Origin of the sequence: Sphingomonas sp. Sph1(2015), from assembly GCF_001970915.1 — a bacterium.
Lineage (GTDB): Bacteria > Pseudomonadota > Alphaproteobacteria > Sphingomonadales > Sphingomonadaceae > Sphingomonas > Sphingomonas parapaucimobilis.
In genome coordinates this window covers 1-13,341 of record NZ_MQUI01000068.1, presented here as the reverse complement: position 1 = coordinate 13,341, position 13,341 = coordinate 1, and the positions used below count along the sequence as shown (strand labels likewise).

Annotated in this window: 13 protein-coding genes; 3 read left to right on the top strand and 10 right to left on the bottom strand. The window is 66.1% G+C overall.

What is annotated here, in order from left to right:
* Positions 1 to 97: 97 nt before the first annotated feature.
* Together BSZ14_RS17605 and BSZ14_RS17600 are read right to left on the bottom strand one after the other, a co-directional pair.
* Complete coding sequence (locus BSZ14_RS17605; RefSeq protein ID WP_076711900.1) at positions 98 to 721, bottom strand: hypothetical protein; 624 nt, start codon at positions 719 to 721, stop codon at positions 98 to 100.
* Positions 718 to 1,371: a class I SAM-dependent methyltransferase gene (locus BSZ14_RS17600; protein ID WP_241823819.1), complete on the bottom strand. Its 654-nt coding sequence runs from the start codon at positions 1,369 to 1,371 to the stop codon at positions 718 to 720. The genes BSZ14_RS17605 and BSZ14_RS17600 overlap by 4 nt, the downstream gene beginning before the upstream one ends.
* A 555-nt stretch (positions 1,372 to 1,926) precedes the next feature.
* Between BSZ14_RS17600 and BSZ14_RS19765 the strand changes: the two genes are divergently transcribed.
* On the top strand, positions 1,927 to 2,202 hold the full coding sequence (locus tag BSZ14_RS19765) for a hypothetical protein (RefSeq protein ID WP_076711898.1): 276 nt from the start codon (positions 1,927 to 1,929) through the stop codon (positions 2,200 to 2,202).
* 23 nt (positions 2,203 to 2,225) lie between these two features.
* Positions 2,226 to 2,492, top strand: coding sequence for a hypothetical protein (locus tag BSZ14_RS19760; RefSeq protein WP_076711897.1), 267 nt, complete (start codon positions 2,226 to 2,228; stop codon positions 2,490 to 2,492).
* 50 nt (positions 2,493 to 2,542) lie between these two features.
* On the opposite strand, the gene BSZ14_RS17585 is transcribed toward BSZ14_RS19760, so the two are convergent.
* Positions 2,543 to 3,694, bottom strand: coding sequence for an N-acetyltransferase (locus tag BSZ14_RS17585; protein ID WP_076711896.1), 1,152 nt, complete (start codon positions 3,692 to 3,694; stop codon positions 2,543 to 2,545).
* A gap of 132 nt (positions 3,695 to 3,826) precedes the next feature.
* On the opposite strand from BSZ14_RS17585, the gene BSZ14_RS17580 reads away from it, so the two are divergent.
* The gene (locus BSZ14_RS17580) at positions 3,827 to 4,921 is read left to right on the top strand and encodes a fatty acid desaturase family protein (RefSeq protein ID WP_076711895.1); all 1,095 of its coding nucleotides are present in this window, start codon (positions 3,827 to 3,829) and stop codon (positions 4,919 to 4,921) included.
* Positions 4,922 to 5,119: 198 nt separating this feature from the next.
* On the opposite strand, the gene lptG is transcribed toward BSZ14_RS17580, so the two are convergent.
* The 7 genes from lptG to proB all read right to left on the bottom strand — a co-directional run bounded on the left by lptG (position 5,120) and on the right by proB (position 13,195).
* Positions 5,120 to 6,217 (bottom strand): LPS export ABC transporter permease LptG, encoded by a 1,098-nt coding sequence (lptG, locus tag BSZ14_RS17575; protein ID WP_042486024.1) that lies wholly within the window; start codon positions 6,215 to 6,217, stop codon positions 5,120 to 5,122.
* Complete coding sequence (gene lptF / locus BSZ14_RS17570) at positions 6,214 to 7,413, bottom strand: LPS export ABC transporter permease LptF (RefSeq protein ID WP_172839621.1); 1,200 nt, start codon at positions 7,411 to 7,413, stop codon at positions 6,214 to 6,216. Before lptF ends, lptG begins: the two co-directional genes overlap by 4 nt.
* 185 nt (positions 7,414 to 7,598) lie before the next feature.
* On the bottom strand, positions 7,599 to 9,518 hold the full coding sequence (locus BSZ14_RS17565) for an ATP-binding protein (protein ID WP_076711901.1): 1,920 nt from the start codon (positions 9,516 to 9,518) through the stop codon (positions 7,599 to 7,601).
* A 75-nt stretch (positions 9,519 to 9,593) separates the two neighbouring features.
* Entirely contained in the window at positions 9,594 to 10,856 is a 1,263-nt protein-coding gene (gene spt, locus BSZ14_RS17560) for a serine palmitoyltransferase (RefSeq protein ID WP_076711894.1), read from the bottom strand.
* 28 nt (positions 10,857 to 10,884) lie between these two features.
* Entirely contained in the window at positions 10,885 to 11,130 is a 246-nt protein-coding gene (locus tag BSZ14_RS17555; RefSeq protein ID WP_076711893.1) for an acyl carrier protein, read from the bottom strand.
* A gap of 71 nt (positions 11,131 to 11,201) precedes the next feature.
* Complete coding sequence (locus BSZ14_RS17550) at positions 11,202 to 12,098, bottom strand: SDR family oxidoreductase (RefSeq protein ID WP_076711892.1); 897 nt, start codon at positions 12,096 to 12,098, stop codon at positions 11,202 to 11,204.
* Positions 12,095 to 13,195, bottom strand: coding sequence for a glutamate 5-kinase (gene proB, locus BSZ14_RS17545; RefSeq protein WP_076711891.1), 1,101 nt, complete (start codon positions 13,193 to 13,195; stop codon positions 12,095 to 12,097). Before proB ends, BSZ14_RS17550 begins: the two co-directional genes overlap by 4 nt.
* Positions 13,196 to 13,341: the final 146 nt, after the last annotated feature.

The following is a 13,341-nucleotide window of genomic DNA, read 5'->3' as shown; positions in this document are numbered from 1 at the left end:
GCTTGCGGGAGGGGAGCGGCCAGACGAGACGTTTGAACAAAAAATGGGCGGCGGTCCTTGTCGAACCGCCGCCCTGTCCGTCGAACCGCAGCAGAAACTACGCCGCCTTCAGGTCCTCGAAATCATCGACATCCTGATGATCCATCCGCTCGCCCTTCATCAGGCGGCGCGGTGCGCTCTTGTACATCTTGAAGTCGTTGAACGGGTCGGTGACGATCTTCGTCGCCCAGACGAGGCCGGTCTCCAGATCGCGTTGCGCCCACAGTTGCATCACCCGCACGACGATCGCGCTGACGCCCAGGCCGAGCCAGCCAATGCCGACATGGCGCAGATAGCCCATGAAGCCATCGGGATATTCGAGGGTGCCGAACAGCGTAGGCTGGACGAGCAACACGACCGGAATCGCGGCCCATATGCCCATCAGCACATATTTGCGCGCCAGGTTGTAGCCGACCTTGATCTCTTCCTTATGATCATGCGTCGCCTTGTTCACATGGTCATAGCCCTTGGGCTCGAAAAAGAAATGCCCGGCCTGGCGGCTGGTCATCGCCACGCCCCAGGCGAGCAGGCTGGCCACCGCCGGGTCGATGAACAGCAGCACATAGGCGGTCAGGAAGGTACAGGCGCTGACGAAGTGCAGGCTCTGATTGACCAGGCTGTGATGATAATAACGATGATCGTCCCACCGCTGTTCGGCGAGCTGCGCGCGGAAACCCGTCATTGGACTTGTCCTTGGAGGGAAGGCTGGCGCTTGGCGAAGCGGACCAGCGAGAAATGGCCGAGCGGGGGCAGGGGGCGGCTTTCGACCAGCTCCACATCGCCGCGCGTCGCCGCCCAGTCGGTGTAACGCTCGAACGGGAAGTCGGTACGGAACCCCAGGCGGCTGGTGATCGGCATCAGCGTCTTTTCGATCCGCCCGCGCAGACCGTCGCCCGCGCCCACGCGCGTCGCGATCACGATCTCGCCACCGGGGCGACAGATGCGGGCGAACTCGTCCAGCGCCTTTTCGGGGTTGGGCACGGCGGTGATGACGTACTGCGCGACCACCACGTCGAAACTGTTGTCGGCGAATTGCAGCGCCTCGGCATCGCCATAGGCGATCTGCTCGACATGGGAGAGGTTGCCGCGCTTCACCCGCTCGCGCGCCTTGTCGAGCATCGGCTCGGACAGGTCGACGCCGACGATGCGATTGTTGCGCGAATATTGGGGCAGCGAGATGCCGGTGCCGACCCCCACCTCGATGATGCGGCCGCCGATGCGTTCGGCGGCGACGATGGCGGCGGAGCGGCCCTTTTTGAAGACGGGGCCGAAGACCAGATCATAGACAGGCGACCAGCGGTCATAGGCCTTGGTGACGCTGGCGGTACTCATCTGCGTTGCCATCGAAGGGGCATCCCGTTGAACGACGATGCGATCCCTGTTCGCAGCAGGCGGTGACAGTTTCACGACAAACCAGTCATGGCTTGCGAGAATATCGCAATAGCGCAACGAATATGTCATCATTCATGCATGAATATGTCGCATGTGATGGGTAAATGATAAGGTCGAGGGTCCGTCAAATATGTGGCGTATGACCATTCTGAACTTTCCACCCGACGCGGATTGCGGGGGTGATGGTCTTCTATACTTTTGATGTTCGGATTTCGTGAGGTGTCGCGACTCGGCTGCGTGCGCCGGTGGAGCGATCCGCCGTCAGCGATAGCGGCTTTCTTCCACGGTCATGGCGTCATGGGTCCGCCTGATTTTTCCGGCACGCGATAACCGCTGGTGGGTTTCGCCATTTCTATGGCAAATTTTCCTACGCTTTGGCGTTCTGCACTATGTTGAAAATCGCTAACTCATTGAAAAGCAATGACTCATGTGTATGGCATGACTAATGCAGTAACTCACATGCCGGGGTGATCCGGCATAAAGGGAGTTACCACCATGTTGCTGACACTGCTGATCGCATCGACCCTGTCCGCCGCTCCGGCCCGTAAGACCGTCGAGGCTGCCCCCATCACGCCGAACGCCGTTACGCTCAACACGGTCGCCGTGACGACCAGCGGCGGGGCGCCCTCGGTCATGCCGTCCAAGGCCACGCGCTACTGCGTCGTCGCGCAGATCACCGGCTCGCACCTGCCGGTCAAGGTCTGCCGCACCGCCGAGGACTGGATCGCGATGGACGGCCAGATCCCCACCGGCCGCATCGCGCGTCGCTGATCCTCGAAAAGCGGAGACCCATCATGATGTTCGCCCTGCTCGCCGCCGCTGCTGCCCTGTCGGCGCACGCGTCCGCTCCGTCGCCGCGCGAAGAAGCGGCCAAACCCGCCGCCCCCGCCGTCGAAACCGCCGCCCTGCCGACCGCGCCGACGGCCGCCGCCAAGCCGACCCGCTATTGCTTCCTGAATGTCCAGGAGGACCATATCATGCGCGGCAAGGTCTGCCTGACCCGCAAGCAATGGATGTGGCGCGGCGTCGACCCGCTCGACTATCTCGGCCGCAACAAATGAAGCACGGGATAAGGGGTCGCCTCTTTTGCGGACGGCCCCACCCGGCGCGATCAGACCAGATCGCGCGAATAGACGTTGTAGATCTTGTTGACGTCGCTGTTGATGGTCTCGGCGATCGAGCGCATCCCCTGATTGTCGTCGAGGACCCAGCCGATCTCGCCGCGCGACGCGCCATATTTCGTGACCGAGGCCTGGCGGATATATTCGATCATCATGAAGGCGAGCTGGCCCGCCATGCGCGACGCCTGAAGCTCCTTGACCACACCCATCAGCGGCACGCGCATCGTCCGCACCTTGGGCGCGCGGAGCCATAGCAGCAGCTTGGCCCAGCCGAAGGGCAACAGGCTGCCGTTCAGCGGCTTGATCGCCTCGTTCAGGTCGGGGAGCGTGATCATGAACGCCACCGGCTTGCCGTCCAGCTCGGCGATGCGGATCAGGTCGTTGAACACGATCGGCTTCAGCTTGACGCCGACATCCTTGATCTCGGGCGGGGTGAGGGGGATGAAGCCCCAGTTATCAGACCAGGCATCGTTCAGGATGCTCAGGATGATCGCGGCCTCCTCCTCGAACCTGGCCTTGTTCACCTCGCGCACGCGGATGCGTTCGTTCTTCTCGCCCGACTTGATGATGCGCTGGACGATCGGCGGGAATTCCTGCGTGATATCCAGCTCATAGGTGAAGAGCTGCTTGACGACGCCGTAGCCGGCACCCTCGATCCAGCCCTGATATTCGGGGCGGGCATGGCCCATCATGATCGTCGGGTCCTGGTCGAACCCCTGGACCAGCAGGCCCGGCTCTTCCCAGACCGATTGCGAGACGGGGCCGATCGCACGGGTCATGCCCTGGTCGCGCAGCCAGCCCTCGGCGGCGGCGAGGAGCGCCTGGAACACGTCCTGGTTCACCGCATCCATCAGGCCCCAGAAGCCGACGCCCGGACCGAAGCCCTTGGACGGGTCCATCTCCAGCGCCAGCGTGTCGAGATGCGCCGAGATGCGCCCGACGACCTTGCCATCCTTTTCCGCCAGGAAAAGCTGCGCCTTGGCATGGCTGTACCAGCCATTCTTCTCCGGCGTGATCAGGCCCAGCGCCTCTCCTTTCAGCGGCGGGACCCACTGGGGATCGTCGGCGTACAGGCGGAAGGGGAAGTCGACGAAGGTCTTGCGATCCGACTTCGACGAGATGGGGCGGATGGAAACGGTCATGACATGCGGTCCGGCAATGATTTTGCCATCGTTCCTAACCGTCCGCGTCGATCATAGCGAGTGAGGATTCCGTCATCGCTGGACGTGGGAATGCCACCGTGTCGCCACTATGTGGGGGCAAAGGATAGAGCTATGGAATCGACGCTTTCTTTTGAACGGAGTGCGCAGGCCGTTGCAGCGGCCCCTTCCGTGCGTGTCCCGATTGCGGACGACAAGGCGATGCTGCGCGCCGCAGCCGAGCTGACCCGCGACCTGATCGCACCGCGTCCCGGCCTGTACTGGGCCGACATGGTGGGCAGCGCGCTGATCGGTTACGCGGCGCTGGCGGTGGCGGTCATGGCCTCGTCGACGGGCGTGATCGTCGTCGCGTCGGTTGTGGCGGTGCTGGCGCTCTATCGCGCGCTGCTGTTCATCCATGAAGTCAGCCATATGAAGCATTCCGCGCTGCCGCGTTTCCGCGAAGGCTGGAACGCGCTGGTCGGGGTGCCGCTGCTGACGCCCGCCTTCATGTATGAGGGGGTGCATAACCTGCACCATGCCAAGACGCGGTACGGCACGGCGGACGATCCCGAATATCTGCCGCTGGCGCTGATGAAGCCGTGGACGCTGCCGGTGTTCATCCTGGTGTCGGCGCTGGCGCCGCTGGGTCTGTTGATCCGCTTCGCGATCCTGTCGCCGCTGTCCTGGGTCATCCCCGGCCTGCGCAAGATCGTGGTCGAGCGTTATTCGGCGCTGGCGATCAACCCGCAGTTCCGTCGCCGCATGCCCGAGGGCGAGGCGCTGGTCCGCTTCAACCGCACCGATGCGGCGGCCTCGATCTGGGCGATCACGCTGATCGCGCTGGTGGCGACGGGCGTGATCCCGGTGCGCGGCTTCGCGATCGGCTTTGCGATCGGGTCGGCGGTGGCGGTGCTGAACCAGGTTCGCACGCTGGTCGCCCATCTCTGGGAGAATGAGGGCGAGCAGATGACCGTCACCGCGCAGTATCTGGACTCGGTCAACGTGCCGCCGCCCGCTTTGCTGCCGGGGCTCTGGGCGCCGGTCGGCTTGCGCTATCACGCGCTGCACCACCTGTTGCCGTCGCTGCCCTATCACGCGCTGGGCGAGGCGCACCGCCGGATCAGCGCGGCGCTGACCCCGGAGTCACCCTATCACAAGGCGAGCTATAAGGGCCTGCCGGGGCTGGTCGCGAAGATCGGTCTGAGTACCGTTCGCCGGGGGAAGTGATTCCTGACGCTGGGTGAAGGGCGAGGAAGCCAATCTCACCCAGCGCCATTTTGCCCCAACCTCCGCTCGCACTGAGCGAAGTCGAAGTGCCCGGTCTGCCATAGCGGCTTGGCGGGCGATCTCCCTTGGCCTTCGACTTCGCTCAGGCTGAACGGAGATATGGCATGATGTAGGCGGGGGAAGGCAAAGGCCTAACCCTTATTCCTCCGTTCGGAACAGCACCGCTTCCCCGATCAGGAAGAACAGCAGGATCGGCGCCCAGGCCGCGAGGAAGGGCGGGTAGGCCCCCAGATCGCCCATCGCCATCGAGAAATTGTCGGCCACGAAATAGGCAAAGCCCAGCGCCATGCCGATCACGGCACGCACGAACAGCTTGCCCGACCGCGCGATGCCGAAGGCGGCGACCGCGCCCAAGAGCGGCATCAGCATCGCCGACATCGGCGCCGACAACTTGTGCCAGAGCGACCCCTCCAGCGACTTGGTCGGCCGTCCGGCCTCCTGCAGATCGGTGATCGCGCTCGACAGCGCGCCGAAGGACAGATTGTCCGCGCTGACGCTGGCCAGCGTCAACTGCTCGGGCGTCACACCGTGGCCAACGATCAGCGAGGGGTAGTTGGTCAGCTTGCCCGACTTCACCTCGAAGCGCGTCGCCGGGCCGATCTGCCAGCCATCACCCGAACGGATCCCACGTGGCGCGCGGACGATGGCCTGAAGGCTGCCGCCCGCGCGATCGTACAGCGTCACGCCGCCCAGCTGGGTCTTAGGCCCGCGCCCCTGGATCAGGTCGACCGAGATCAGGTCGTCGCCATCGCGCACCCACACATTGGCGCGGTCGCCGCTGTCGATGGGCAGGGGACCATATTGCACCTTCTGCCAGGCCGATAGCGTCGCGCTGGCGCGCGGCACGATGCGGTCGTTGAAGGCGAAGCTGAACGCCGCCACGCCCGCGCTGGCGATCAGCAGGGGGGCCAGCACCTGATGCGCCGACATGCCCGCCGCCTTCAGCGCGATGACCTCCGAATTCTGGTTCATCGTGAAGAAGGTCAGGATCGTGCCGAGCAGCACCGAGAAGGGCAGCAGGAACGACACGATCTGCGGCAGGCGCAGCGAGACGTAGCGCCAGACCTGCGCCTGTCCGTTCCCCGGCGCGGCCAATACCGCGCCCGACTCGCTCAGCACGTCGAGCGTCTGGAGCACCAGCGCCACCGCGAACAGGATGGCGAAGGTGCGCACCAGGAACATCTTCGCCATGTAGATGGCGATCGTCTTCGACGGGAAAATGTTGGACAGGCTCATGCCGTATAGGCCTTTTTACGGCGGCGGCCGGGTATCCAGCGGCCGATCGCCTTGGCGAGCTTGGCCACCCCGCGCTCCAGTGCGCCGATGGGCTGGCCGCCGGGCACATAGGCGGTGACATAATACATCCACAGGACCAGCCCCGCGAACACCGCAAATGGCCCCCATAGCGCCAGGATCGGGTTCACCCGCCCCAGCGCGCCGATATCGGCGGCATATTGGTTCACCTTGAAATAGGTGACGAGCATCACGATCGACAGGAATACGCCCAGCGCCGAGGTCGATCGCTTGGGTGGAATGCCCAGCGATACGGCGAGAAGGGGCAGGAGGAACATCGTCACCACCTCGACCACGCGGAAGTGGAATTCGGACCGGCTGCCCGCGCGCGCCTCCGCACTCTGCGCCTCCTGACCGTGGCGGGCCAGTTCGGGCAGGGTGAACTCCAGGTCGCGGCCGCCGCGCTGGCGGAAATTGTCGAACTTGGGCAGGTCGATCGGCAGGTCGTGGCTGGAGAAGGTCAGCACGCGCGGTGCCTTGAACTCGGGCCGGTTGTGGATCAGCGTGCCGTTGGTCAGGCGGAAGATGATGACGTTGGGATCGTCGGTCGCCAGGAAGCGCCCGCGCGCCGCCGTCACGCCGATCCAGTCGCCCTTCGACGTGTTGGCGTGGACGAAGATGCCCGACAGGTCGCGGCCATTCTCGCGGCTTTCCTCGATGCGCAGGGTCATGCGGTCGCCCAGATGGGTGAACTCGCCGACCTTGATCGACGCGCCCAGCGCGCCGGTACGCAGTTCGTAGCGCAGGCCTTCGTAATAATAGCGGGCGACCGGCTGGATATAGCCGACGATCGCCAGGTTCAGCGCCGCCAGCACGATCGCGTACATGTACGGCACGCGCAGCAACCGGGTATAGCTCATGCCGACGCCGCGCATCACGTCCAGCTCGGACGAGGTGGCGAGGCGGCGAAAGGCGAGCAGGATGCCCAGCATCAACCCGATCGGGATGCCCAGCCCCAGATATTCGGGCAGCAGATTGGCGAGCATCCGCCACACCACGCTGATCGGCCCGCCCTCCGTCGCGACGAATTCGAACAGGCGGCGGATGCGATCGAGCACCAGCAGCATCGCCGAGATGAGCAGCGTCGCGAATAGCGGCAACGCGATCAACCGGGCCATGTAGCGATCGATAGATTTCATGCCGGGGACATCACTCGCGCGATAAAACGGCCATGGCTATACGGGGGCCGGCAGGGCGCGTCACCCCTTGTTTGTGAAGGATTCCCCTGGCCTTCGACTTCGCTCAGGCTGAACGGAGCGAGGGAGCGCCCTTTTACAACAGCCGTTCGGCCTGAGCGAAGTCGAAGGCCACGCCCCACGCCCCCTCAAGCCGCCGCGCAGACCAGCCCGTCCGCCCGTTTCAACGCCGCCGCCACCGCGCGTTCCAGCCCGGCGAGCGTGAACGGCTTGCGCAAGACCTCATGCCCCTCGAACCCCGTCGCCTGTGCATCGCCCGCGAAGCCGGTGACGAACAGCACCGCCAGATCAGGATGGCTCGGGCGGATCGTGGCGATCAACTCGGGTCCGGTCAGGTGCGGCATCAGCACGTCGGACACGATCAGCCGGATGCCCGGATGCCGCGCCAGCAGCCCTTCGGCCTCGCGCGGGTCGTTGCAGGGGATCGGGTCATGGCCCAGTTCCTGAAGCGCGCTCATCGTCGCGGCCAGCACGCGGGGATCGTCCTCGACCACCAGGATGCGCAACGCTTCGTTCGCTTCGACCTCCGTCCTGGCGACGTCAGGTGTGGCCTCGACCGGCAGGGCCGGGGCGGGGGCGGAGTGGCGGGGCAGATAGAGATTGACCGTCGTGCCCTTGCCTGGCGCACTCTGGATGGTCACGTCGCCGCCCATCTGGCCGACCAGCCCGAAAATCTGGCTGAGCCCCAGCCCGGTGCCCTTGCCCGCGGGCTTGGTGGTGAAGAAGGGTTCGAACACGCGTTCGATCACCTCGGGTGTCATGCCCTCGCCGGTATCGGCGACCGACAGCACGACATAATCACCCGCCTCGCCGCGCGGCAGGGCATGCGGCCCCATCCTCATCTCGGCGGTGCGGATGGTCAGCTCGCCGCGCCCGTCCATCGCGTCGCGGGCGTTGACCGCCAGGTTCAGGATCGCATTCTCCATCTGGGTGCGATCGCCGAACAGCGTCCAGCCGGTCGTCCAGTCCTGGATCGTCACCTTCACCCCGTCGCCCAGCGTCCGGTCGAGCAGATCGCGCATCCCCTCGACCAGGCGGCGCGGGACGAGCGTTTCGGGGGCCAGCGCCTCTTCGCGGCTGAACATCAGCAGGCGGCGGGTCAGCGCGGCGGCGCGGTGCGCGCCCTCGGTCGCGCTTTCCAGATGGCGCGCCATGTCATCCGGCGATCCGGTCCGGCGCGCCAGTTCCAACCCGCCCAGCACGACCGCCAGCATGTTGTTGAAGTCATGCGCGATCCCGCCGGTCAGCTGGCCCAGCGCATCCATCTTCTGCGCCTGACGCAGCTTGGCCTCCTGAACCTTCAGTTCCTCCGTCGCCACCTCGACCGCGCTGGCCAATTCCTCGGCCCGGGCGCGTTCGGCGCGCGCTTCCGCATGGGCCTTGGCCCGTTCGCTGACCGCGCCGACGATCATCCAGGCCAGCGCGATGCCGCCCAGCACCAGCACGATGCCGAACACCACCAGCCCGCCCGCAATCCGGTTGGAATGCTGGATCGTCTCCTCGGCGGCTTCGGAGCGCTGTTGCAGCAGCACCCGCTCGCCATCGGTCAGCCGGGCGAGCAGATCGTTGATCTTCAGCAGGGCCTCGGCCTGGCGGGCCTGATAATAAAGGCCATAGGCCTGACGATTGAGGTGATAGGTGGTGGACAGCGCGATCGTCGACAATTCACGGCCGCGCGCGCCGTAAGCCTGGCGGAGCTGGTCCATCAGGCGTTGCTGCCGCCGGTCCTCGATCATCCGGTCCAGCCGGTTGAGCTGCACCCCCGCCGTCGTCCATTCGTCCTGGTAGAGCTGGCCCAGCTTGCGGTCGCCCGAGATGACATAGCGGCCCAGCGACGCCTCGGACCGGGCGATGGTGCCCGCCAGGGTGCGGGCGGCGATCATCACGTCATAGCTGTGGCTCTGCCGCTCCAGCGCGCGGTCGCGCTCGCGATTGGCGTGGCCCAGCGTGATGACGAGCATGGCCAGCGTCACCGCACCCGCCACCGCCATCGCGATCAGCGTAAAGGTCCGCCACCGGCCGACCCCGCCAAGCTCGTCCTGATCCATCACGGGCGCGACGCTATCCTCGACGGCCGGATATTGCAAAGCCGGGCCGACTTTGCGCTCGGCCCGACCATGGGATCAGGACAGGACGCCGACCGCCTGGCCCGCGGCGCGGAACATGCCCAGCACCGTCTGGATCTGCTCGGGCGTATGTTCGGCGCAGATCGAGCAGCGCAGCAGATAGGTGCCCGCCGGGGTCGCGGGCGGCCGCGCCATGTTGACGTAGAGGCCGCCGTCGAGCAGCGCCTGCCACATGATGACCGCCTGTTCCTGATCCTCCAGGATGACCGCGACGATCGCGCTGTCGCAATGCTCGGTGCCCAGGCGGAAGCCCATGTCCTTCAGCCCGCCATGCAGCGCACGCGCGTTCGACCATAGCCGCTCGCGCTTTTCATGCGCGGTCATCAGCTTGCGGATCGAGGTCGCGGCGGTCGCCACGACCGAAGGCGGCAGCGAGGCGGTGAAGATGTACGGACGGCAGGCCAGGCGCACCGCCTCGAACTTCGGGTGGTTGGACACCACGAAGCCGCCGACCGTGCCGACCGACTTGGAGAAGGTGCCGACGACGAAATCGACCTGGCCTTCCAGCCCCTGCGCCTCGTACACGCCGCGCCCGTTGGGGCCGAAAAAGCCCATCGAGTGCGCTTCGTCGACCAGCACCATCGCGCCGTGCTTCTTGGCGACGGCGACCATCTCCTTCAACGGGGCTATGTCGCCCAGCATCGAATAGACGCCCTCCAGCACGACCAGCTTGGCAGGCTCCTTGGGCAGGCGGCCGAGTCGCTTGTCGAGGTCCTCGACCGAATTGTGGCGGAAGCGGACGATCTCGGCATTGCCCTGCTGGCAGCCGTCATAGATGGACGCATGGCTGTCGGCGTCGAGGATGACATATTCACCCTTGCCCGCCAGCGTCGAGATGATGCCCAGATTCGCCATATAGCCGGTCGAGAAGACGATCGCGCCGGTCGTGCCGTAGAATTCGCGCAGCGCCTGTTCCACGTCCATATGGTCGTGGAAAGTACCGTTGAGCATCCGGCTGCCGTTCGTGCCCGAGCCGAACTTCTCCAGCGCGTCCTTGCCCGCCGCGATGACGTCGGCGTCGAAGGTCATGCCCATATAGTTGTAGGTGCCGAGCAGGATCGTGTCCTTGCCGCGGATCACGGCCTGCGTCGGCGACTTCACCTGTTCCATCACGATCGCGAAGGGATCGGTGACGCCGGAATCAAGCAGCTTCTGCCGCTCGGCGATCAGGCCGTCAAACTTGGAGAGCAGGTCGCGTTCGGGCGCGATTTCGGGCGCGTCGGCGGGCAGGGCGTGGGGCTGGACAGCGGCTTCGGTCATGGGAGGGTCCGTCTCGGGCGCTTCAGGGTCAGGCTTGCTTCAGCTTTTCGACCGCGTCGACCAGCTGGCCGACATTCTCGATCTCGGCCTGCATGTTCATCGTGATGATGATCTCGAATTCGTCCTCGATCGCGGCGACGAAATCCATCACGGTCAGGCTGTCCCACTCCAGGTCGCCCTGGAAGGTCGTCGCCTCGGTCAGTGCCACGCCCTTCTTGTTGAAGGGCGCGATCTGGGCCGCGACGGTGTCGAAAATGGCTTGGCGGTCGCTCATGATGATCCTTTCAGTCGGGCGCCCAGTGGCACCCAAATGCGGCGGCTTTTCGACCGCCTGTATGTTCGCTGCTATAGCAAGCCGTTGGCGCGATACCACCGTGCCGTGTCGGCCAGCCCCTTGGCCAGCGATATGGCGGGCTCCCACAGCGCCGGGTCGGGGCGCAGGGCGGCGTCGGCGGTCCAGTCGGGGTGGCAGAGATAGCCGACCCGGTCGGGAGTCAGCTTGGCGCCATTGCCCCGGAACTTGCGGTCGATTGCCGCGCCCAGGCTCAGTAGCGCCTTGGGCAGGTGCAGCGTCATCACCCGCCGCCCCACCGCCGCGCCCATGGCCTGGGCGAGTTCGGCGTGGGTCAGGACCTGCCCGTCATCGACCTCCAGAATGCTGCGCGGACCATCGGTGGCGACCAGCGTGGTCAGCAGCCGGGCGAAATCCTCGACCGCGATCAGCGACAGCTTGCCCGGCGGCGGCATGAAGGCGAGGCCGAGTTTGGCGGTACGGAATATGTCCAGCCACTCGGTATCGTGCGGGCCATAGATGCCGCTCGGCCGGACGATGGTCCAGTCGAGGCCGCTTTGCATCACGACATCCTCGGCCTGTCGCTTGGACCAGCCATAGACGGACAGCGCCGGCTCGCGCGCCGACAGCGAGGAGACATGGACGAAGCGCTTGATCCCCGCGGCTCTCGCTGCCTGGACCATGGCGCGCGTGCCGTCGACATTGCCCGCGACAAAGCCCTCGCGATCGGGGGCATTCACCACGCCCGCAATGTGCAGCACCGCGTCGGCCCCTTCGACCAGCGTGGCCAGGCTCTCCGGCTTGTCGAGCGCGCCCGCGATCCAGGTAAGCCCCGCGCGCGACGGTTGGGCGCGGCGGGTGAGGGCGCGTAAGGTGAGGCCCGACCCGGCGGCACGGTCCACCACCGCGCGACCGACAAAGCCGGTCGCTCCCGTCACGGCGACGATCATAGCAGGGCCAGATGGTTGCGATGGATCAGCGCGGCGCGCGGCGCATGGCCCAATATCCCGGCCTGCTGGTCCGAACGCGTGCCGACCAGCGCGCGCGCCTCGGTCGAATCATATTCGCTGAGGCCGCGCGCGATGGTGCCGCCCGGCCCCTCGATCGTGACGAGATCGCCGCGCGCGAAATGGCCCTGCACGGCGGTCGCCCCCGCCGCGAGCAGGCTGTTGCCCTCGGCCAGCGCCCTGGCCGCGCCCGCATCGACATGAATCGCGCCGCGCGCGGTCAGGCCGCCCGCCAGCCATGCCTTGCGGGCGGGCGCGCTCTTTTCCGCGACGAAGATCGTGTGGCGCGCAGGCGTCGACAGCGGATGGTCGATCCGCCCCGATGCGATGGCGAGATGCGCACCCGCGCTGACCGCGATGCGCGCGGCGGCGATCTTCGACACCATGCCGCCCGATCCCATGCCGGAAGCGGAGCCGCCATCGGCCATGCCGTGGACCGCATCGATCCGCTCGACCCGCTCGATATGGCGCGCTTGCGGGTTGGTGTGCGGGTTGCTGTCATACAGCCCGTCCACGTCGGAGAGCAGCAACACACCGTTCGCGCCCGCCGCCTGTCCGACCCTTGCGGCCAGCCGGTCATTGTCGCCGAAGCGGATTTCCTCGGTCGCCACGCTGTCATTCTCGTTGATGACCGGCACCACGCCCAGACCCAGCAGCCGGTTCAGCGTCGCGGCGGCGTTCAGGTAGCGTCGGCGATCCTCGAGATCGTCGAGCGTGACCAGCATCTGTGCGGCGGTGAGGTGTTCTGCGTGCAGCAATTCCGCCCAGGCCTGGCTGAGCGCGATCTGGCCGGTCGCGGCGGCGGCCTGCGCATCCTCCAGGCTCGCACGGCCGCCCTTGGGCAGGCCCAGGCGACGCGCGCCAAGAGCGATCGCGCCCGACGAAACGATCGCGATCTGCTGCCCCTGGCGTACCCGCATGGCGATGTCGGCGACCAGGCCGGTCAGCCAGTCGCGACGGACTTCGCCTTCGGGCGTGACGAGGAGCGCGGAGCCGACCTTGACGATCAGGCGGGGGCAGGTGGTGGGGGGGAAGATCATCGGTCGGTGGAGTGCCACGATTGTCGGTCTCTGCGAGGCGTCTTTCCCTCCCCCATCCCCTCCCGCCTGCGGGAGGGGCGTGCTTGGGGTGGGCGGCCTGCCAAGAATCGCTCCCCTCCCGCAGGCGGGAGGGGAGCGATTCTTGG